Annotated in this window: 22 protein-coding genes; 7 read left to right on the top strand and 15 right to left on the bottom strand. The window is 39.0% G+C overall.

Annotated features, from left to right (window positions below; all coding sequences use genetic code 11):
- Nucleotides 1-268 precede the first annotated feature (268 nt).
- Together ASJ81_RS19450 and ASJ81_RS24015 are read right to left on the bottom strand one after the other, a co-directional pair.
- On the bottom strand, nt 269-634 hold the full coding sequence (locus ASJ81_RS19450; RefSeq protein WP_095645803.1) for a hypothetical protein: 366 nt from the start codon (nt 632-634) through the stop codon (nt 269-271).
- Entirely contained in the window at nt 606-2,282 is a 1,677-nt protein-coding gene (locus ASJ81_RS24015) for a hypothetical protein (RefSeq protein ID WP_245860338.1), read from the bottom strand. Before ASJ81_RS24015 ends, ASJ81_RS19450 begins: the two co-directional genes overlap by 29 nt.
- A 996-nt stretch (nt 2,283-3,278) precedes the next feature.
- Here ASJ81_RS24015 and ASJ81_RS19440 point away from each other — a divergent pair.
- Complete coding sequence (locus ASJ81_RS19440; protein ID WP_095645802.1) at nt 3,279-4,994, top strand: bifunctional metallophosphatase/5'-nucleotidase; 1,716 nt, start codon at nt 3,279-3,281, stop codon at nt 4,992-4,994.
- 866 nt (nt 4,995-5,860) lie between these two features.
- Here the strand turns inward: ASJ81_RS19440 and ASJ81_RS19435 are convergent.
- From ASJ81_RS19435 to ASJ81_RS19415, 4 genes are all read right to left on the bottom strand, one after another.
- Complete coding sequence (locus tag ASJ81_RS19435; RefSeq protein WP_095645801.1) at nt 5,861-6,277, bottom strand: type II toxin-antitoxin system VapC family toxin; 417 nt, start codon at nt 6,275-6,277, stop codon at nt 5,861-5,863.
- On the bottom strand, nt 6,274-6,477 hold the full coding sequence (locus ASJ81_RS19430; protein WP_095645800.1) for a hypothetical protein: 204 nt from the start codon (nt 6,475-6,477) through the stop codon (nt 6,274-6,276). Before ASJ81_RS19430 ends, ASJ81_RS19435 begins: the two co-directional genes overlap by 4 nt.
- Nucleotides 6,478-6,894: 417 nt before the next feature.
- A complete protein-coding gene (locus ASJ81_RS19420; RefSeq protein ID WP_095645798.1) occupies nt 6,895-7,614 on the bottom strand; it encodes a 4Fe-4S double cluster binding domain-containing protein in 720 nt (239 codons plus the stop codon).
- Between the two features lie 494 nt (nt 7,615-8,108).
- Nucleotides 8,109-8,783 carry a nucleotidyltransferase domain-containing protein gene (locus tag ASJ81_RS19415; RefSeq protein ID WP_245860337.1) on the bottom strand — a complete coding sequence of 225 codons (675 nt, stop codon included), beginning with the start codon at nt 8,781-8,783 and terminating at the stop codon, nt 8,109-8,111.
- A 431-nt stretch (nt 8,784-9,214) separates the two neighbouring features.
- Between ASJ81_RS19415 and ASJ81_RS19410 the strand changes: the two genes are divergently transcribed.
- Entirely contained in the window at nt 9,215-9,355 is a 141-nt protein-coding gene (locus ASJ81_RS19410) for a hypothetical protein (RefSeq protein ID WP_170943409.1), read from the top strand.
- Between the two features lie 73 nt (nt 9,356-9,428).
- Here ASJ81_RS19410 and ASJ81_RS19405 read toward each other — a convergent pair whose 3' ends face one another.
- From ASJ81_RS19405 to ASJ81_RS19360, 9 genes are all read right to left on the bottom strand, one after another.
- Entirely contained in the window at nt 9,429-9,653 is a 225-nt protein-coding gene (locus tag ASJ81_RS19405) for a hypothetical protein (RefSeq protein ID WP_095645804.1), read from the bottom strand.
- Between the two features lie 373 nt (nt 9,654-10,026).
- On the bottom strand, nt 10,027-10,749 hold the full coding sequence (locus tag ASJ81_RS19400) for a flavodoxin family protein (RefSeq protein WP_095645796.1): 723 nt from the start codon (nt 10,747-10,749) through the stop codon (nt 10,027-10,029).
- A gap of 286 nt (nt 10,750-11,035) precedes the next feature.
- Nucleotides 11,036-11,701, bottom strand: a complete 666-nt coding sequence (locus tag ASJ81_RS19395) for a VC0807 family protein (protein ID WP_141241816.1) — start codon at nt 11,699-11,701, stop codon at nt 11,036-11,038.
- A gap of 53 nt (nt 11,702-11,754) precedes the next feature.
- A complete protein-coding gene (locus ASJ81_RS19390; RefSeq protein WP_095645794.1) occupies nt 11,755-12,312 on the bottom strand; it encodes a class I SAM-dependent methyltransferase in 558 nt (185 codons plus the stop codon).
- 111 nt (nt 12,313-12,423) lie between these two features.
- Nucleotides 12,424-13,029 carry a TetR/AcrR family transcriptional regulator gene (locus tag ASJ81_RS19385; protein ID WP_170943410.1) on the bottom strand — a complete coding sequence of 202 codons (606 nt, stop codon included), beginning with the start codon at nt 13,027-13,029 and terminating at the stop codon, nt 12,424-12,426.
- A 504-nt stretch (nt 13,030-13,533) separates the two neighbouring features.
- Nucleotides 13,534-14,151 (bottom strand): DUF4013 domain-containing protein, encoded by a 618-nt coding sequence (locus tag ASJ81_RS19380; protein ID WP_141241818.1) that lies wholly within the window; start codon nt 14,149-14,151, stop codon nt 13,534-13,536.
- 354 nt (nt 14,152-14,505) lie between these two features.
- On the bottom strand, nt 14,506-15,123 hold the full coding sequence (locus tag ASJ81_RS19370; protein ID WP_141241815.1) for a DUF4013 domain-containing protein: 618 nt from the start codon (nt 15,121-15,123) through the stop codon (nt 14,506-14,508).
- A 325-nt stretch (nt 15,124-15,448) separates the two neighbouring features.
- Nucleotides 15,449-16,321 carry a class I SAM-dependent methyltransferase gene (locus ASJ81_RS19365; RefSeq protein WP_095645791.1) on the bottom strand — a complete coding sequence of 291 codons (873 nt, stop codon included), beginning with the start codon at nt 16,319-16,321 and terminating at the stop codon, nt 15,449-15,451.
- Nucleotides 16,322-16,329: 8 nt separating this feature from the next.
- Nucleotides 16,330-17,160, bottom strand: coding sequence for a nitroreductase family protein (locus ASJ81_RS19360; protein WP_095645790.1), 831 nt, complete (start codon nt 17,158-17,160; stop codon nt 16,330-16,332).
- Nucleotides 17,161-17,278: 118 nt separating this feature from the next.
- Between ASJ81_RS19360 and ASJ81_RS19355 the strand changes: the two genes are divergently transcribed.
- The 5 genes from ASJ81_RS19355 (at nt 17,279) to ASJ81_RS19335 (ending at nt 22,124) form a co-directional block, all read left to right on the top strand.
- A complete protein-coding gene (locus ASJ81_RS19355; protein WP_095645789.1) occupies nt 17,279-17,635 on the top strand; it encodes a winged helix-turn-helix transcriptional regulator in 357 nt (118 codons plus the stop codon).
- Between the two features lie 632 nt (nt 17,636-18,267).
- Complete coding sequence (locus ASJ81_RS19350; RefSeq protein WP_141241814.1) at nt 18,268-18,510, top strand: hypothetical protein; 243 nt, start codon at nt 18,268-18,270, stop codon at nt 18,508-18,510.
- Entirely contained in the window at nt 18,494-20,677 is a 2,184-nt protein-coding gene (locus tag ASJ81_RS19345; RefSeq protein ID WP_095645787.1) for an amylo-alpha-1,6-glucosidase, read from the top strand. Before ASJ81_RS19350 ends, ASJ81_RS19345 begins: the two co-directional genes overlap by 17 nt.
- Before the next feature lie 57 nt (nt 20,678-20,734).
- A complete protein-coding gene (locus tag ASJ81_RS19340) occupies nt 20,735-21,019 on the top strand; it encodes a glutaredoxin family protein (RefSeq protein ID WP_095645786.1) in 285 nt (94 codons plus the stop codon).
- A 13-nt stretch (nt 21,020-21,032) separates the two neighbouring features.
- Nucleotides 21,033-22,124, top strand: coding sequence for an alkene reductase (locus ASJ81_RS19335; RefSeq protein ID WP_095645785.1), 1,092 nt, complete (start codon nt 21,033-21,035; stop codon nt 22,122-22,124).
- The last annotated feature ends 312 nt before the right edge of the window (nt 22,125-22,436 follow it).

Genomic DNA, 22,436 nt, shown 5'->3' with positions numbered 1-22,436 from the left:
TATAAATATACGATTTTCAAATATATAATATCAATTAGATACAAATTGACCATCAAAAATTAGAACGCTTGAAAAATATCCAATAAAATATGCAAATACTCAAAACAATATTGGGCATTTATATTATACTTTATTCGAAGAGACAGATAGTTCAGAATATCTAGGAAAAACTATTGAAGCATTTGAAGAGGCATTAAAAGTATATACTAAAGAAGAATACCCTATCCCCCATTCGGGTATTTCTATAAACCTTTTACAAATAGCTAATTTAGTTGAAAGCAGGATTAAATAGTTCAGATTCGATAGCTGGCTCTAGTCCAGATCGGCTCTCATATAATACTGCTAACAATGTGCTAACTATAACAATTTTTATGGCAGCTGTCGATTCTCCTTTTCTTCTTTTTGCCACCAACCGCCCGATATCTGCTGCGAAGCAGCATGCGGGCGTTGAGAAAGTTTTTAAATAATTTGAATAAGGTACTTTCGGGTAGATATCTGAATTTTTAGGCACTGTGTAGTCTACGAAGGATGAACACTTTATAAACTCGAGCATGAGTTCAAGTTCCACGTTTGAAGATGAGTTCAACCCTGTATCATTTTTCCTATCATTTTTTCCTGAGTTTCCATCCTCCATAAAGGCAGGTTAAGCTTCCCAATAATCTAAAACCTGGAGTAGAGTTATTTTTGCTTGGTTTATCCTCAGTATCAGATTCAGAATCACTATTGTTTGAATTGTTAGGTTCTTTCATGGAGTCTTCTTCAGATGTTGTAAAAACAATCGGAACATTGGTAATATTTTGTTTTCTTGCTTCTTCGTCAATGACCGGGTAAACCTCTCTAATTATAGTATCCTTCTCTTCGGAAGATAAAGTATCGTTAATTACTATTTCCAATCTTATTCTTGCCTCATAAGTTATTATCTGACCCTTTTCCACATATGGCGTGATTTTTTCCTGGATTCGATCGGTAATCGTATACAGCTTTCCCTGCCATAAGTATATCTCATTCGGGTCTTTTAACAAAGGAATTTTTCCATAGGCTGCAATTGTTTTATTCAAGGGCATGGTAGGTCTGTGCTCCATATCGCCTTCAAGAGTATTGATATCCGATTCGGACAGATTCTCCGTATTTTCTCCAGACCAGTACCAGCGGTTAATGCCTTCCAGGTAAATTTTCTCCCAATAAGTTCCGTAACCAAACTCGACTGGGATATCCTGGACGCCCATCTCTTTTGCAGAATCGTTTATTAGAGCGTATATCTCATTCATCAAAGGTCCATCAACATTACCATACTTGAATAAAATTACAAAGTATCCTCTGGAATTAACCCCGCATGACATTACTTCTCCATGAGGATACATGTACTTTGAGGCAACTGTGTCTTTTATCCTGTTACTGAGTTCTTCAAGAGTAGAGTTCCAGTTTTCTTTCTGTTCTTCAGTTTCCAGTACCGGAAGTTTGCCATATTTGCTAATTACTGTATTCCCCAGTGAGTAAAGTCCAAAAAAGTAAGAATAGTAATCATAATTTACATTAGTTATGTCATAATTCAGGTAATTATCCAATGTCACTGGCACACTAATATAAATTCCTTTACTAGCCACTTCTTGTTCTATGGATTTAGTAAACTGATCGCTTGCCTGCCAGCTTTTTAAATTCTCTTCCACCCCATTCTTTAATCTCCGGTCAAAAACCGACCAAATTCCAGTCTCTGTTTCAGTTGCAGGTCTATCAGGTATCACTTCAAGAGTATATGCATCTACAAATATCCGATGCTCATTTCCTGAAACTCTGTCTTTTATTACAGTCATCGCTCCAATACTTGGGTAACTATATACAACTATTTCAGTTGATTTTATTTCGCCATCTGGATATTCATTTCTAGCAGTTTCAATTGATTTCTTCATTGCTTCAGTTGTATTATACAGAACCGGAGTTAGTTCAATAACTTGAATTGACTGCCCCAGAGTTTTATTAGCCCCTACGTCGACTCTACCTATCAGGCTGTTATTTTTATATACGGAAAATTGATAATACAGTTTCTGCCCGTTTGGATCATAAAGTTCCAATGGCTTGGGATCGATAGATGCTCCTTTCCATCCTTCAAACTCGGTATCGTCTGCAATAAAATTTATTATTTGCGCATTTGCATGTTCAAAAGCTACTTCTTTAGTTACAGAATAATTAGTCTCATTTTGAGCACTAACAGTCGGTACCAATGCAACAGCAACCAGAATCACTGCCAAAAGCATTACTCTTATTCCAATTTTTTTCCTGATCATCTACGTCATTCCTGAGAACCTATTTTCCTTAGGAGGCAGAATAACGCAAGCTTAAAACACGCAAAGCTAACTAGATAATGCCTCTTAGAGATTATCTTATGAAATTTGGGGGTCTGGAAACTACATTTGAACTTTACAAAATCCTCGTTGCGGATTCTTTATAAGTTTTCCGTGCAGGTGTTACATTACGCAATTTTCTTACTTATTTGAACATGAAGTCATTTTTTCATCTTTGTTTATTCGAAGATTTGCACGGAAGAAATATATATGACCCAACTGCCGCAAGTAAGCTCACAGACTATTAACAAAAAGGAAAGAGTTCTTATTTCGAGTCTTATTTTGTCCTTTGATTATGAATTATTTCCAAATTTTCTCACCTAATTGAATATCTATTTTAAAAATATAATAATGCTAAACTTCGCCCGACTCTGTTCCAAAATCCAGTGATTTTTGCATTTTTTGATTGAAAATCTGAATTAGCAAGAAGAATCCAGTTTTCATCAAAATCAATATTCGATATCTAAAGACTTCAATACCTAAGTTGTATTACAAGGATTGTGACCATTTACAAAATCTAGTGATTTTGAATTTTACATTCATCACTAGATTTTAGTACTGAGTCCTTCGCCCTTAGCTGGAAAGAATTCTTGTTCTCCAAAAATTGCACAGTACCACGAAGAGTAGAGTTTATCAACACTGGAATTTTCCGAAATAATTATTTATGATTGTTTGGAAACAGGCTTTGTAATAATATTTATATAGTATTCATGCCGATGAAAAGTAGATCGAAAAAAACAGCTTAAGTTTGGGTCAGATTAAGGCACTAAATTAACATGAAACAAAAATTGAAAATCAATTATTTTGAGCTCTGAAAGTTTAATTCCATTCTTACTAGAGATTTTGGGGAACTTCTTAAACCTACACTTGGCGATTTCTTAAAGGAATGGTTTCGAGCTTTTTAGATGCTCTTATCGAGCGTTTAAAGAGGGATGTATATTGTTAAAAAATCGCAATTCTGCAATAAATAAAGTTAGCAGATATTTCGCCCTTCTATTCCTGGTGATGTTTGTCTCTATTGCTTTGCTGAGCAGTCTGGGGGCTTCAAAACCTGATAAGTGTACGATAGAAGTCCAGATCCTGGCTATTAATGACCTCCATGGCCAGCTTGAGCCTCCAGTCAGTGAGATGGTTATAGGCTATAACGAGACAGGCGCTCCCATACGTGTTAATGCCGGGGGTTCGGAATACCTGGCTACTCATATAAAGAAACTCAGATCTGAGAACCCTAATACATTCGTGGTCTCGGCAGGAGACAATATAGGTGCAAGTCCGATTATTTCATCCCGATTCCACGACGAACCGACAATAAAGGCTCTCAACATGATAGGAGTCAACTTTTCGGCAGTGGGCAATCACGAACTGGATAACGGGTTAAACGAGCTCATGCGCATTCAAAACGGTGGGTGCCATCCGACGGATGGCTGCCTGGATAACTCATCCTTTGAAGGGGCAGAGTTCCAGTATCTGGCTGCTAACATAGTAAATGAGAGCACTAATGCCACAATATTCCCTGCCTACAAAATCGCCTGTGTCCAGGGTGTACCCATAGGGTTCATTGGAGTGGCTCTGGAAGATACGCCGTCCATACTGACTCCTTCCAAAGTGAAGGGACTCAGGTTCCTGGATGAAGCTGAGACTATTAACAAATATGCCAAAAAGCTGAAGCATATGGGCGTAAAAACCATAGTTGTGATCATACACGACGGCGGCTACCAGGACGGGCTATATAACGAAAGCCTGAATATGAGCGGCCCCATTCTGGACGTTGTCAACGCCACAAACGATGAAGTAGACGTCTTCATCACCGGCCACACCCATCAGGCCTACAATGCCAATATCGACGGCCGCATAGTGACCCAGGCAGGTTCGGCAAGTACTCTGCTTACGGATATTGATCTGGTAATAAGCAAAAAGACTCATGATGTGGTCAAAGAAAAGTCAAGAAATATTATAGTATCCAGAGATGTTCCTGAAGATCCCGAAGTATCCGAGCTTATTACGGAATACAAAGATCTGGTTGCGGCCCTTGCTAACCAGGTGATAGGTAACATTACAAGCGATATTACAGCGGTAATGAGTGATTCAGGCGAATCCGCTCTGGGCGATGTCATAGCCGATGCCCAACTCCATGCAACTTCCGACCCGGAAGACGGCGGTGCTGTTGTAGCTTTCGCGAACCCGGGAGGCATTCGCGCTGATCTGATATATAATCAACAAAGTGCCAGCGAACTGCCAGGCCAGGTCACCTATGGCGAGGCCTTCAGCGTCCAGCCCTCTGAAATCAGCCTGGTCACAATGACCTTGAACGGCACTCAGATAGACACTTTACTGGAGCAACAGATCGACAACCCAACTCCACGCATACTGCAGGTCTCAAAGGGCTTTAGTTATGCCTGGAACGAAAGCGCTTCCCCAGGTAATATGATCAATATCTCCGGCATAAAGATAAACGGCACTTCTATCAGTCCGAACGACCTTTACCGCGTAACAGTTAACAACCGCATGGCTGATGGAAGCTATAATCTCTTTGTTCTGAAGGAAGGGGTCAATAGGACAGAAGGTCCTCTGGTTAGAGATGCTCTCGTCAATTACTTAACAGCTTTCTCTCCGGTGGCTCCAGGACCTATGAATCGCATTGCCGTAGTGGAATAACCGAGTGCTTAACCACGGAAAGCGCGGAAAACGCGGAAAATGCGGAAAACGTAGAGATAGGGAAAGGGGAAGATATTTCCACGTCTTTCCATGCTTTCTGTGGTTATAAAAATTCGATTGACTTTTTCCCTGCCCCTCATTACTTTTCGTAGTTGCAAATAAGGTTTCAACAAAATAGTTTGACAAAATAAGTATCTCTTATCCATTTTTCAGTTTTTAAGGGATTTACGTTAATTATGACGAAGTTTAAGTTGTCAAGTTTTTTAATCGACTCATCTGAAAACTTTCTCAACGCCTACATGCTGCGAAGCAGCAGATATCTGGTGGTTGCTGGCAGAAAAAAAGAAAAAGAGAATCGGTAGCTGTTATATGAAGCATTTTATTATTTAGAGACAAAAAATAGTGAAGAACTAAACCAATTTACCCAGGAGAAAAAGTAACATTCTGATTTTCACTCTATATAGATTTTGATAAAAGTTCTGTGCTTTTTCCCTGTTTCTAGATAAGAATGCTCTCAAAATCAAGGCTAAAGCTAAAAAGCATTGATTTTACCTTATAAACCTATATATTTTATTGTATAGCATGAACTGACTCTGTTCCAAAATCCAGTGATTTTTGCATTTTTGATAGAAAATCTGAATTAGCAAGAAGAATCCAGTTTTTATCAAAATCAATATTCGCTATCTAAAGACTTGAATCATTAAGTTGTATTACACGGATGGTGACCATTTACAAAATCTAGTGATTTTGAATTTTACATCCATCACTAGATTTTGGTACTGAGTCGCATGAACTCAAAAGAAAATATAAGAACAGAAAACAGTAAAAAGTCTTGTAATTAAGTTTTCAATTGATTGAATTCAAGATCAAATTAAAGTTTCTTCCGGAGTTATTGCTTCAATATGTTCTATTCGAAAGAAATGCTTTTTATTTCTGGTTACTATTCTATTTATTCCCAGAGACAGAGCTGTTGCTGCAATCAGGCAGTCATTTAATTCAATTCTCTTTCCCCTTCTGATGAGATCAGCATAAATTTTTCCTGCATCTATTGCTATTCTCGAATCAAGATCTATTACTTCAACAATATTGAGTAGTTCAAATGTTTTTTCAAGGGCATCCTGGGATTTTGAAAGATGAGCACCGACACTCAGTTCAGCAGCGGTTATTGATGAGGTGTAGCCTGAATATTCGTCTCCCATTCGTTCTAGAAAGCTTCTGGAGGACGGGATGACCTCCTTTCGAAGACAATCAACAAAAATTGATGTGTCTACAAAAAACTTCATTCTATCCAGTCCAGACGTGAAGATTTCCGCAACTGGTCAACAAACTCTTCGCTATCTACATCGTAACCCCAGGCTCCACAGGCTGATTCTACAAGTTCCTTTGAGCTTCTTCCATCTTTTTTTCTAACCATGTTGAGAATAGAGTGAATTTCCCTATCGAGTTCGACAAGTCTCTTCTCGATATCTGCTGTTGATCCCATAAATATCATTTAGTCTTAATGCCGTATAATCTTATCTTGAAGGTGGGAACATCATTTACGAAGTTAGGATTTAATCTTGTTTTTTCTTCACAAACACTTTTACACATCATTTTTTATAGGTTTTATAATGATTCTGTATAAAAATTATAAAAGATTATAAAAATTGGTAGGAGTGAAAATACTCATCGCTGATCTTTTGCTTCTTAGCTTTTGCTTCTTAGCTTTTGCTTCTTTTTTGCCAGTGCCCGTCCGATATCTGCTGCTCTGCAGCATGCGGGCGTTGAGGGAAGCTTTTGAATGATATGAATAAGGTACTTTAGGGTGATATCTGAAAGATCGGCTCAGGACAGGCAGCTGCTGATCTTTTTTAGTTATTTCCATCCTTCATAGTATTCCTTATCATTCTTAACAGTTTTATCATCTATTTTTTCTACCGTATGGACAAACATATAAACATAACCCGCACACAGGTGCTTGCCCATTATTTTTCATTTCATTAAAATACTCCTGACATTTCTTTGCGTCATATCTTAACTCTCTTATTTCAGTTTCATCAAAATTTCTCCCGGTAAAAGCTTGAACCGGACAAATCTTTACACATTCGTTACATGTGCCACACCTTTCATCCAATTTGTTCCCTGTTGGGGTGAGAGGTGCATCTGTCAATACTGTTGTCCATCTAACCCGTGGTCCGTTTTCCGGTGTAATTAAAAGACAACTCTTTCCGATCCAACCCAGTCCTGCCAAATGTGCTCCTAACTTATGAGAAAACTGAGCACAGATTTTTTCATCATTAATTCTTTCAGCTGCAGGAATAGGTAATACTCTATGCCCACGTTCCTGGATGTAACTGCTTAGAATTGAAGCAATCAGGTCAAGTCTTTGATTTATTACATCATAAGCATGGAGCTGGTAGTTCAATGCTACTGATCTTTCATTTCTAAACGGCAGTTTATCTACAATCGGATGAATTAGTTTTATGCCAAGTGAAATTGCATATGGATATGAAACCAATTCATCTCCACCTTGTTCGACAATAAACTCCCTTTCGTTTGATAAATCTGATACACCGAAATAATAAACTCCGTTAGCTAAGGCAATTTTTTTTAATTCTTCTTGAAGAGTCGTAAATATCACTCCTGATTTTATAACTATGAACTTTAAATAGTGGCACTATGATCTTTTGAACCATATCCGACTTTATGGCATTTTTGAACCATATTCGACTTTATGGAGTTTTTGAACTATATCCGACCTTGATGACGTTCAAAATTTTCATTCAAGATCTTATTATACAGTAATCAATATTTATAATTGAGTTTACCCCAAACCTTAAAATCAGCTCTTTAGATCTTGGATTTGAAATTGTCAATTGAGTCAAAGATAATGAAAATAATTTTAAAACTTGATCAATGTAGGAATAAAATAAGTTTTGGGATGAGCTTTGAAACAAGCAGATCCACTATAGCAAAGATAGAATATTATAGGCAGTACAAACAACCGTTAGCATGCTTCATAGATAGTATGCTTCATGATAGTATGCTTCATAAGTTCACTAATACGGTTTTCCATAGGCATATAGCTATGAGTACCTTTATCTCCTGAATAGTTTTTTGCCCAAAGATGCATATTTATTTGTTCATGAAGTCTTCTATGAGTTTTACTCTGTCCATCCGTTTCCTTCTTTTGTTTACGTTTATTTGCAGTTCCAGAGGTGGCACCTTTATCTCGTATCCGTTCCACTCTATGGTCTCAAGGTTCTGTTTTGCATACGGACCACAATCTACTGGCTCAGGAATGTCCAGGATATCCTGTGGGTCAGATGCAATATCTATTCTTGCATGCAGAAAAATTACCCCGAAATCCTTAGTTAACCATCCGTTTGTATCAACAATGGGTTCAATTAAACAATCTGAGAAAACGTCAGTAATTTCTTCAATGCTCCTGGAATCAGTCATAATGTCTACATCATGAGGATTCATTTTTATGCCGCGAACACACGCAGCACAACTTCCGGTTAACCACCAATTAATTTTTGTCCCTTGAGTTCTTTGGCAAAATTCTTTTAATGCTTCTTCCCATGGAACAGGAGCAAAATAACCAAGCTGATCAAACATCAACTTTGCATTATCAAAATATCGCTTTTTTATCTTATCTAAATATTTAGCATCTTTCGGATAGGTTTTAATGTATCCCTTGCTATCATTTTCATAATAGCACATTTGTAAGATTTCTTCGTATTTTGGATGGAACTCCGAAATCCTGAATATTACATTCCCGTTTGCTTCTTCAAAAGATACTCTCATCTACTCAATCTCCTAATCCGATATAGTTTCTTAACCCTCCTGAGCTCATTTAGAATGAGTTGTGAAAATATAACATTTTCGGCAGTGTACAAAATCCAGTTGGGATATATAAAGAAAGACCTATAAATTTTAAGTGATTTCATAATTCTTTTTGAATAAATGGTGACTACGTTCCTGCAGTCAGTGTAAATTCCAGTTGAGACTACTCGAAGCCGGAATAAAGAAATTGATGAGTGAACTAAATTCGACGCTGTCTCTCTTTTCCAAGTCATTCGTACAAAGTTCAAGCTCTTTTTAATTTTAAAATATTTACAAGAATTTATAAGATGAGCCGATCCCAAAATCAATTTCATTCCCAAATTTATCATACTATTTTCATATTAAAAATTAGAGTGATTATTCAAAATTCAAGGTTTTGGAATAGGCTCATTATGATGCCCACAGGCAGCGCCGGAAAAGAAATTCCTGAAGAGGAGTACAGAACAGTATTCAGAGAAATGTTCGAGAATGTTGGTCTACCTGCCAAGAAACTTGATGAAATCGAATTAAATTACACTCTAAGTATCTGGTGAGACTGATTTCCCTGTCTTTATTTCTGTTTATTGATGTCGCAGACATGGCAAGAGGTAGCTGAAAAGAGGAATTTCAGTCTACAGGAAACAGTGATGAGTCATCTAATTCATTAGGGTCACCGTGATATTCCCGATAAACTACATATTTGCCGTTTGTCTTTTTTATGCACCTGGCTCCAAGCCCATTCTTCTTCCACATAGATTTGCGCTTTTCTGCATCTGATTTACAAATACCGGAGTAGCTAAATTCGTCGAGCATGTAGATTTTGCCATTAAATTTTCTGAAGGTCTTTTGCATTGAAATCAGTCCTGAAAATTTATCCGAAACCTGCACACTACAATGAGTAGTCCTTGACGTTCGGATTTTTCCCTTACCTCCATAGAAGCAAAAAAACTGTTCATGTATAAAACTGTTCATTTAATAGAAGATAATAATAGAAGATAATATGCCTGTTACTATTGTTTGTATGAGGATTGAGTACGAGTTTTATAGGAGATTAGGTTAAAATATTATTAAAGTATAAGGAAGTCAGGTTAAGGTGTGAGGAAGTTGGGTTAAGGTATAAGGAAGTTGGGTAAAAGTAGTTGTGTGTGGCCAATTGTAAAATTTTAGTTGGTCACAACGTTTTTCAGATAAACTCTAAATCCGGAGACCAACAGAAAACAACCATTTACTTTTTCAGTTCTTCCAGAGCCTGCTGAAAGCTCTGATTTGCATACTGAATATACATTTCCCTTGGAAGGAGTTCACGGCTCACGACATTAAGGGTTTCCTGTGACATTTTTTGATTCTCTACAAGCTGACGCCCTGCCTCTTTAGCTGCTTCAAATATATCACCTATGGGTATATCCATTTTTAGCATACCAGACATTGCTTCACCATGTGGACGTAAAAGTGCTCCTGCAAATTCAGAGCCTGTGTTCTTGCAATAAGTTTCCATATATGAAATAAGAGGATCAAAATTATCCTTTTCCCAGAAACCGCAGTTGGAGACGAGTACATACTTGCAAATTTTGGGTTTTTCCCTTGAAGGATGGTGACTGTGTCCGTCGCGCAACTCTATGAAGGGGTGTACCCTGGGAATTATCCGATCAAATAGATTCTTCATAGGGCCCGTGATTCCAAATACATAAACAGGAGAAGCAATTACTATAACGTCGGCCTCAACGAACTTCGGAAGTATTATTTTCATATCGTCGTCGTGGTAACATTTTCCTGGTGTTTTCAGCCAGCAGTTGAACTCGCCTGTACAGGGATTGATGTTTAATTTCCTCGTATAGAATAATTCTACCTCTGCTCCGGCCTTTTCCATCCCTTCAAGAAAAGGGTTCAGTATCAAGGCAGTATTTCCTTTGTCCATCCTGGGACTGGAGTTTATTGCAAGAACTTTCATGTGTTATTCCTCCGATTTGCATATTATTTTAAAGTAATATTTTGGTTAAAGTAATATTTTAGTTAAAGTAATGCTTTGGTTAAAGTAATATTTTGGTTAAGATAATTCTTTGGTTAAAGTAATATTTTGATTCTGACTGCATAAGCTAATATTCGAACTTTCTGTTAATGAATATATTTTCAAGTTTTTCATTAGTTTCAAAAAGGTGTAATTAACCTGAAAAAGGTATAATTAACCAGAAGAAAGTGTAATTAACCAGAAAAAGGTGTAATCAACCTGAAAAATATCATTTTACTGTAAGTTTATTGTGCACTATTCTGTACTCATGTGCATGGGTTCCTTTTGTGAGATCTCTCCAGTACCATTTAGGAAACCAGAAAGTAAACAGCAAAAAGAGTGGAGTGCTAACGCTTCCATAAACTGAACTTATTGAATAATAAACCGCCGGAGACGCAGTATGTAGCAGTGCCAATCTCAACAGTGCCTGGGACATACACATCAAACCCCATCCGGTCGTCAATATTCTCCATGCAGAAACATACTTCGGGTGCATGCGCAGTTTTTGTGAAAAAGAATCCTTCATTTCATATTCCGCAAAGACCTGAATCAAAGGTTTCCCTATGAACAAAGAACCAAAAAATATACATCCGAACACCAGATCCGTAAGTATTGGAGATTCCAGATAAAAAGTCGGACTATGAAAAACTATCGTCCCAAATAATCCAATGGCAGAGCAAATTGCTGATAAGGCTACTATTATCGCAAATACGTTAACTTTGCGACTTCCGGTATACTGAAAAACGATTGCAGCCAGAGCCCAGCTACCTGCCAGAATAGTTCCCAGCAGAACCATATTAAAATGACTCAGGGCATAAAAGATAATGATCGGGATAACCACACTCAATAAGAAGTTCAGGTCGAATATTTTTCTGATTGTGTCCTTCAACTCCATCGCAAACGCCTTCCCAATTTTAATATAAATCTCGTAATTGTAAGGCAAAATCTCTACGCCTTAATTAAGAGCGCTGCTCTACTGAAGAGAACCTTGGGTTCGGAAATCTGTTTTAGTCCAGCAGATTGAGCAACCTTCAAAGTACTGTCAAAGTCAGGTTTTGAAACATGGAATTTCGGTTCGACTATCAATAACTTTCCATCAGGCTTGAGGTATGAAACAACTTCACTCAAAAAATTCTTTTTATCCGGAACTTCGTGAACCATATAGAAAGCAAGAGCAAAATCCACCATCTCCGATATACCTATTTTATCAGGTTGGGACTTATGTGGGATAATACGAGATTTAAGTCCTGCACGCTCGCTTTTATCCCTTAACATTTGAAGCATCTCTTCCTGAATATCCACAGAAATAACTCTTCCCTTTTCACCGACCATCTCCGCCATCGCCAGGGAAAAAAACCCTGGTCCGCAGCCCAGATCCAGAGCGGTCTGTCCTTCTTTGATATAGTCACCGAAGATTTTGTAAGGATCGTGTATATAATTGCGAATCCGTGTATCCAGTGCCCAGGCTCTTTTATATGAACATACATCGGTCGAACAATTTGCCATATTATGCTTCCTCCCTTATTTCCCATTAAAATTTATTATTGAGTTTACCGTACCATTATTTGATTGATAGTCAATCCGTTTCAGTTCACAAAAAAATTTGCTGGAGCCAGATTAAATCTCCAGGTGGAACCGGTAATCTTTTACCCCAAGAACCCTTGCAGTAATTTCCTCCAAAGCGGCACACATTCTCTCACGAGCTTCATGATCCCAGGTGAAATGATGGGAAAGATATAGCGTTGAGGACAGAAGAAGTATGAAGGACTCTTTGGGATAGCTCATATTGAAAAAACCTTCATCCATGCCTTTTGATATCACCTCAGCTATAATGGGCGATATTTTAGCTTTGAGAGCTTCCTCAAGTTTATCATGAAGCAAATAGTTGCCCTTCTGGTGCATGAGTTTCATGAAACCTGTTTCAGAGTTGCCAGCCTTTAAAATACTGTTTAGTATGGAGTTAACTTTCGTAGCTGAGTCTTCGTTGCCTTTTGCGATATTTCTTACATCTTCAGCAATAGGAGCTACAATTTTCTCCGCTACTGCTTCAAGAATATCTTCCTTGGACTTAAAGTAGTGATAAAACGTTCCCTGACCAACATTGATCTTTTTGACTATGTCACTGACTGCAGTATATTCATATCCTTTTTGGAAAAAAAGGCTTTCAGCTGTTTCAATCAGTTCCGTTCTTCTCTCCTCAGGGTTTTTAACTATCCTTACCATTGTTAACATCCATTTTGATAGATTGATTGGCTGCCAATCTTATAGATTGACAGTCAGTCAATTAGATTTTATGGTACAAATAGTTTTCTGCATAAAGCATTGTGTAGTCTGCAAAAGATTGACAAATTATAATAATAGGACTTACGCACTTGAGGAACAAAATCAATTACCGAAAAGACTGTAGATAATAGTTACGTTTTGGACAGTTAACAGTTTGATGCTGTTGGTTTTTCAGTTCAACTGTGTAAGTCCTATTAGAATTTATACAATGAGCTCATCCCGAAACCCAGTTTTAGTCTCATATGTTACTGTTCAAGATTGCTTTTATAACCAGAAGCTCGATTGGTCACTTAAAATACAAGATCCAAAGAAGCAAATTTTGAGTTTTGGGATCGGCTCAATTTATACAATTTATACAATTTATATATTTATACAATATTGATATAATGCCTTTCAGCTCTTTGTTAAACGTTTGAAATACTGCCTAACCAAGGATCTCTATCTTTAGACTGGCACCTGATCTTCATATTCTGGTTTTGAGACAAAAATATTTTTTGCTTCAGTACATTTTCCATAAAAATTTGCAATGAAAATTGTGCCTGTAAAAAACAAAGCCGGTATGCCTATAAGTACAACTGAGAGAACCAAAAAGATAATCGCAAGTGCATACTGTTTCAAGATTACCACAACATAACTTCCGAGGTTGTCCTTAACAATGTTCAGTATATCAAACTCAAAGTAAGACTCAATGGTCTGTTTCCTATAGAAGTTAACCTGAAGAATTGGAATTATAAAGAAAGAAAGTAACAAATTGAGGAGAATTCCAAAGGTTTCACTGACATAGCTTACAGCAGAAATTAGGATAACATATACAATTATGAAAGGAAGAGACTTCAAGAAGATAGTGAATCCAAGACTCATATCATCCATAATATTGAGTTTAATGGGCCCTTCATATCTACCCTCAATAAATTCATTAACCAATCTTGCAAGATAACCAAAGAGTATAAGCCATCCAAAAATTGGGATTAGCAAAAATAATGCATATAGAAGTCTTTTTGGTTTTTTAAAAGGATACCTAAAGGCATCTGAAAAACTTACATTCTCTATAATAATCACCATAGTTACTAGAACTGACATGTATATAATATTTACTAAGTCTTAAAATAAAATTTTAAGATTCAGGACTTATGCACTTGAAGAACAAAATTAATTACCGAAAAGACTGTAGATTATAGCTACGTTTTAGACAGTTGCCGGTTTGATGCTGTTTCATTTTTCAGTTCAACTGCATAATTCTATTAGAATTTACAGAATTTAGAGGACTTCGATAAACCTCTGATTTCAACATATTACTTATATACCCTTTATAAGCAACTAGCCAAAAAGCTGGGTTTATCGAAGTCCTCTTTAATACATTGAATTTCAGCTCTTTGTTAAACGTTTGAAATACTGCCCAGTCGAGAATCTCCATATTTAGACTGGCACTTGATCTTCATATTCTGGTTTTGAGACAAAAATGTTTTTTGCTTCAGTATATTTCCCATAGAAATTTGCAACGAAAATTGTATCTGTAAAAAGCATAGCTGGTATGCCTATAAGTACAATTGAGAGAATTAAAAAGATAATCGTAAGTGCATACTGCTTCAGGATTACTGCAACATAACTTCCGAGGTTGTTCTTAACAATGTTCAGGACATTAAACTCAAAGTAAGATTTAATGGTCTGTTTCCTATAGAAGTTAACTTGCAGAATTGGAATTACAAAGACAGAAAGTAGCAAATTGAGGAGAATTCCAAAGGTTTCACTGACATAGTTTACAGCAGAAATAAGGATAACATATACAATTATGAAGGGAAGAGACTTCAAGAAGATAGTGAATCCAAGACTCATATCATCCATAATATTGAGTTTAATTGGCCCTTCATATCTACCCTCAATAAATTCATTAATTAATCTTACAAGATAACCAAAGAGTATAAGCCATCCAAAAATTGGGATCAGCAATAGTAGTGCATATAGAAGTCTTTTTGGTTTTTTAAAAGGATACTTAAAAGCATTTGATAAACTTATATTCTCTATAATTATCACCATAAGTAATAGAATTGGACATATATAATATTTACTAAGTTTTAAAATAGAATGTTAAGATTGTTTCATGCAACGCTGATTATAGTTGTGTGTAGTTGTGTTGCAAAAATACTCCTCTCGCACTTGATGTTTTTAATTTTTGCCGAACAACTTTGGCATTTGTTTGACCAAAGTATTCCCTTCTTACTGTATCAATTTATTTGAGGACATATTCAATTAATGAAGAAATTAGAATCAAACAATATAACATAGATCTCATTCCAACCTTCCGGCCTCTTTTCAAATTTCATCGAGCCTAAATGTTTGAACTACCTCCAAAATAATATCCCTACTTTTTGGCTTTCATAGCTACTGCTCCTTCATAGCTTTGAGTTTCCACATAAAAGCCTACTTTTTCAAAAAGCTCTTTCCATTCGATTTCAGAGAGGTGAGGTCCGTTGTGATATTGATGTTCCAGAGGTTCTACTACGGTTAATATCCCATCTTTTTTCAATACTCTCTTGATTTCCATAAGGGCTAGTTTTAAATCTTCAATATGATGAAGCATGTAAAAACAGGTAACGGAATCCATAAAATTACTTTCAAAAGGAAGTGAATATACACTGTCTGTCTTAAACTCCAGGTTCCGTACACCAAGGATCTCTGCATTCATTCGTGCCTGAGCGGTATGAGAATCGTGAATATCGATACCGTAGACCTTTGAATCAGGATTATTTTTTGCAACTTCAAGAGTGAGTGTTCCAAACCCGCTGCCTATATCCAGAATCGTTTCCCCTTTTATTCCTCGAAGCACAGCAGGAAGCACTCTTGCTCTTACGCGAGATATCTGATCTTCGGGGAAGCTTGCTTTTTCTGCTTTTTCTGCATCTGTTGATGTAAAGGGAAGGATTGCATAGATTTTTGATCCATTAGCTGCCATCAAACCTTTCACGTAAGCTGCCCCAGCTTTTATTGTAAAAAGTTCCACAACCGAAACTCCCACATCTCTGTAAAACCGCAGACTCCGCTCTGTTCTATTTTCAGAACACTTAAAGTTTAGAGGAGTATGTACCACCAGGTAATGGGAGTATTCTGGTTTGAAGTATGCAGAAACGGACTCAGATTCATTTAGTAATATCCCGCTGATGCTGTCTCTGAAAAGTGCAAGAATCTGTGATGTCTCATCAGCTTCATTTCTAACGCTTCCAATTTCTCTGAACATATATTAAATCATCTCCATGTAACGTGAGGGGGATTCCTCCTGGGAATAAATTGAGGTGCGTACTGAGGATATCCAAAGAGCATGGCATTTACAATTCTCCGTCCCTCAGGTAGATTCAGATATTCAAGGATAGAAGACCGGTTCTGAGATGCTATTAGGAGAACTCCGGCCCAACATGTTCCTATGCCAAAGGCTTGTGCTGCAATTTCGAAGTAGGTCAATGCAATAATTGGATCGCCCATAATTACATCGCCCATTGACATCACTTTGTCCTCATCCATAAGGGCGAGAATTATATGCGGAGCCCCTCGACAGATCACATCATTTCCTTTGTCCCAGGCCGCAACCATCGCTGAAGCCATGGAAGCCATGGGGAGACTGCTCTTAGCTACTTCTCTCTCCCAATCAATAGTTTGTTCAGCAATCTCTCGCACAACACGGGGATCATGAATAACAAGCCATTCAACCAATTGAGAATTTCCACCTGAGGGGGCGTATCTGACAATATCTAAGATCGACTCAATAGTTGCGTGAGGTACTTCTATGGGTTTATATGTCCGAATCGAACGACGGCTTTTGAGGAAAAGGCCAAGATTTTCTGGAGAGATCGCTCCTTTTGAGATCACACTTTCATGAGCTTTACTTCCCATATCAGTAAACGTAAGCGCTCCTGATGGACAGAATGCTTCACAGTGCCCACAGGAAAAACAAACTGCGTCCATCCCCTCATGTACTCTGGGAAGCTGTACTTCATCTGCGGGATCGATAATACCCATTGGGCAAACCTTAGAGCATACACCGCATTGTGAACAGAGATCAGAATCAACATTTATAGTCATAAATTACCTTTTTGAATTCATTTTACCTATATGTTAATATTTTACTTATACATTAATATATTAATTAGAGTAACTTTTGTAACAATATACCCAATAAGTATGTAATGGAGAATTTTACATGAAATCTGAAAAAGAGTCGAAATGCAACGTAGATGAGTATGTTGAAGTATTTGGAAGTAAATGGAATCTCATTATAATCTCGCACTTATGGGAAAATACTCTCCGATATACAGAACTGCAAAAAAGAATGAATGGAATCAACGCTAAAACGATAACAACGCATCTTAGAAAACTTGAGGAACATGCGATCATTGAAAGAAAAGTCTATGCGGAAGTTCCACCAAGGGTAGAATATTCATTGACAGAACGCGGGAAGGCACTCCTTCCTGTTCTTGGGGCGATGTCGGAATGGAGTAAAAAAAATCCCTTGTTGAAAATGACTGATAGTGAGGCAAATGGCAAAACAGAAATCTGATTATTTTTCATTTGTATTCGGTTAAGGATTTTGAGCTGCTGATCTCGATTTCGACGGAAAAACTCAAACCCAAATGTTTAGTGTTTAAATTGAAATCGATATCAGATTCCAGTTTTGCATTTGATGAATAATTTAACAAATTTTATGAAAATCAATGCAATTGATAATGATTTTTCCTTAACCAATGACCAATGGATTATTTTTTAACCGGACCCTAAAAATTTTTCGTGATCAGAAGCGGTTTATGATGATAAAATCATAATGAATATGCAAGAAATAAAAGAATATCATCCTCGTTGAAAGTTAATTGCTCTACTGGAAAATTAATACCTTTTTGATCCTTACTAAGCTCTGGTTCAAACCATCTTTGAATAAAAAATCAGCTATAGTAGGATAATTATCAGTGATTCTGGTACTGGAACCGTTTGTAGGAACCGTTTGTAAATACACACAGTACCAAATAGTACTGTACATTACAGATTTAATATTGCTGCCTTTGCAAAATCTCATTTTTTACTTTTCCGAATGTGATTTGGTGATTTAAATACCCGACAATATCAGGCAAGCTACTAATATTTAAATAAAAATGCCACAATAATTATCATATAAATTCTGCCCGGAGCTCGTATTTAGTGATTCAAGGTAAAATTGTAAGCGTCGCAAAATGGGGGACGATGCTAAACGCTGAGAAAAACAGTAACCAGTACAAGTTCATCGAGGGCTACGGGCAAGATGTGCTTCCGATTATCCGGGAAAGTAACCATCCGATATCTGTAGCAACTGTACAAAGTCACTGTATAAACTTACTGTATAAACTTAACTCTTATAAAATTGAACTCTGGATTGTAAGGAATTTTTATGCAAGAGCCTTCTGAACGAGAGGGAATTCGCGAAGCTTGGGATATATACAAGAAGCATACCCTTTCCAACAGCATTATCAACGAGCTGGTTATACGTGACAATGAGCTGACGTTCGTAATGCAAGAGAATGGCGAAATACCCATTACAGAAAATTACGGGTATGGCCTCTATTATCATGATTGCAGGTACCTGAGTGGTTTTCTCATACGGCTTATGGACATACCTCCAACGCAGGTTCTATCCAGCGACGAGAGAGGTTTCAGGTCGACGCTTATTGTCACCAACCCGGAGTTAAAGGACTGCACAGGTACCACTATCTCTAAAGAAACGCTTCTTGGCACCCTGACAACAGTTATACCGGGCTGCGTCCGACATTGTCACACTATTCAGAACTTCAACACATTTCAAGTGACATTGAACCTTACTTTTGAGTTCGACGCAGATTTTGAGGATATGTTCACAATCAGGGGCATATCCCCACCAACCGCTGCGAAAGTGTTGCCGGCCAGATATGATGGTAAAAACCTTTACTTATCCTACGAGGGTGAGGACAAGCATCGTCGCAACACGATCATTACATTTGATCCACTGCCCACGAAAGTAGAAGGGAAAAAATGCACCTTCGAGCTGAAGATAAAACCTCACGGGTCACAGACTGTAAACGTAGAGATCTCAATCGAGGAGATTAAACCCGGCCAGGAGCCGGAGCGGCCAGTGGAAAACCCCGATCAGAGAATGAACCAGATCATGAGATCCTACATCACGGCTCTCGAATGCTGCGACAACATACCGACCAGCAACAACATTCTCAACAGCATCATGGTGCGCTCGCTTGCCGACCTGAACATGATGCGAATGAGCCTAAAAGGAGACATGTTCCATTCGGCAGGGGTACCCTGGTATGATACATTATTCGGGCGGGATAGCATCATCTCAGCACTCCAGCTATTGCCATTCGAGGCGAAGCTGGCAAAAAGCACACTGCTGGTAAACGCAAAATTCCAAAGCAACAAATTAGATGATTGGAGAGATCAGGAGCCTGGTAAAATGCTTCACGAGTTAAGGCAGGGAGAACTGGCCAACCTGAACCTGATACCTCATACACCGTATTACGGTACTGTCGACGCCACCCCCCTATACCTGATTCTTTTGGCTGAATACGTGAACTGGACAGGAGACATCCAATTGGTCAAGAAGCTGGAAGACAACGTGGACCAGGCCCTGAAATGGATCGATGTGTACGCCAATATGGAAGGAGATGGCTTTGCCTACTATGCGGTAAAATCCCCATTAGGCATTTACAACCAGGGATGGAAGGACTCACCTGACTCGATCAGCCGTTCAGATGGCACGCTGGCGAAAAAACCGATTGCTTTGGCCGAAGTACAGGGATACGTGTATATGGCAAAAAGACGCCTTGCGCCGTTGTTCAGTAAGCTGGGTCGAGAAAGTAAAGCAGCCAAACTTGAGAAGGAAGCCAGGGAACTGAAAGATAGATTCAACCGTGAGTTCTGGATGAAAGACAGACAATTTTTCGCCCAGGCACGCGATGCGGAAGGTTTATGCGATGTGATATCATCGAACCCGGCTCAATGCCTGTGGACAGGAGTCATTGATCAAAAATACGTAAAACACCTGGTAAACAGAATCTTCAAAGAAGATATGTTCACAGAATGGGGCATTCGCACTCTGTCATCGAAAGAGCAGCGGTACAATCCGCTAGGGTACCACAACGGTACGGTCTGGCCGCATGAAAACGCGATCATTGCCATGGGTTTGAGAAAGTACGGGTTCATCAACGAGATGTCCTTACTGTTCACAGGCATGTATGAAGCAGCCAGGACATTTGAGTATTACCGTCTGCCGGAATGCTTCGGTGGACTGACGCGCTCTGAGTACAGCATCCCTGTAAAATATCCTGTAGCCTGCAGTCCGCAGGCTTGGGCATCCGGGACAATGCCGTTTATGCTTACTGCCAGCCTGGGCATAGCTCCCGATGCCCTGAATAACCGGCTTGTCATTAACAAGCCCCATTTGCCTTCATGGCTGGATAACGTGCAATTTAACAACGTAAAGGTCGGCAACACGCTTACTGATCTGAGTTTCAGGCGCGTCGAAGAGGAGACACTGGTCAACGTATCCAAGAATATCGGGGACATCAATGTGCTCATTGAGTATTAACTGCCTGAAATAAACGGAAAAAATTGAAGGAAACATAATTAATAATGGAATTCGGAGATCGTATGTCAAAAGTATCAATGTTACACCATAAGCACATGCCCGGTGTGCCGGAAAACAAAGGAATTTTTCCGAACCAGAGGCATATCATTCGATTTTATCGATTACGATCTTGCCAACGAGAACGAGCAAAACAAGATTGCGGTCGAGATGATGACTGGAGCCGGCCGTATCGGCTTCCCGTTTGTAAGGATCGGCGATGTTGTAGTTGTCGGGTTCAATCCAGAGAGGTTTGAGCAGCTTTTGAAATCGGAGAATCTCGAACCAGCAACCAACCAGGCTTAACGGAGACAATATCATGGCAGGGCACAAGGATATTTTTTCACAGTATCAAATGGAAGATCTAACGCTGCCAAACCGCATGGTAATGGCGCCGATGACCCGCAACCGCGCAGGAGATGCCGATGTCCCGGCTTCACTGACGGTCACATATTATGTGCAGCGAGCTTCAGCCGGCATGATTATCACCGAGGGCTCGCAGGTTAGCCCTCAGGGAGTGGGCTACATGCATACACCGGGCATATACTCTGAAGAACAGGTCACCGGCTGGAAGAAAGTGACAGATGCAGTCCACCAGGTTGGCGGCAGAATTTTCATCCAGCTCTGGCACGTAGGACGGATATCCCATACCGACCTCCTGGGTGGCGATTTACCGGTTGCACCATCCGCACTGCCCGTTCAAGGCTTTGTCCACACACCAAATGGGAAAAAGCCAATTCCGGTGCCCAGGGCTCTCGAGACCGATGAGATACCAGACATCGTCAAGCAGTTTCGACATGCGGCTGAGAACGCCAGAAAAGCAGGCTTCGATGGTGTGGAAATCCATGGTGCTAACGGCTACCTGCTTGACCAATTCCTGCGGAGCGGGTCCAACAAGCGAACCGATAATTACGGCGGAAGCCTTGAGAACATAGCACGTCTGCCGCTTGAGGTCACGAAAGCCGTTATTGAAGTATGGGGCGGTGACCGTGTCGGCTATCGCATATCTCCTCACAATATCGCACATTCTATGTCGGACGCCAATCCCATGGAGACCTTTTCTTATTTTACTGGAGAGCTGAACAAAATCGGTCTGGGATACCTTCATTTAATAGAGCCCATTGGAGGTAGGTCTGGGTTCGTACCACCAGAAGCACGTCTTGGGCCTACGCTGCGCAAAATTTTCGAAAGGACTTTCATACTGAACGGCGGCTATGGCCTCCAAAGCGGGAACGAAGCAATTGTTAGGGGAGAAGCCGACCTGATCGCTTTCGGAGTGCCGTTCCTGGCCAATCCTGACCTGCCAGAACGCTTCAGGCAGAATGCGCCGTTGAACAAGCCGGATGTAGCCACCTTCTACGTGGGCGGTGTGAAAGGCTACACGGACTATCCGGCCCTGATCCCCAGATGACATGGCTCAAAACCTGGTACTTTAAAGCCTTCGGAGAATGGGTAAATTGTAGGTCCTACTAGCATCGATTCCAAAAAACAGTATCAATTCCAAAAACATTCATAAACCTGCACTTTTAAATAAACCTGTTCGACTTCTAAATGAACCTATTCGGAAAAAAGAAACTATGTCTTGTAAGGGTTTTAATAAACTTTATTCCGTGTCTTTTTGACACGGAATATTAATATTCGAATTTAATGTTTAAATTGAATTTATAATTATTTCTTCGGAGGCCAGTTCTTTTCCATAAAGCCATGGAGCCTTCCCGAATCC

The sequence above is a fragment of the Methanosarcina spelaei genome, from assembly GCF_002287235.1.
Taxonomy (GTDB): domain Archaea; phylum Halobacteriota; class Methanosarcinia; order Methanosarcinales; family Methanosarcinaceae; genus Methanosarcina; species Methanosarcina spelaei.
Note: the sequence above shows the minus strand (reverse complement) of the source record. Positions and strands in the feature narration are given on the sequence as shown.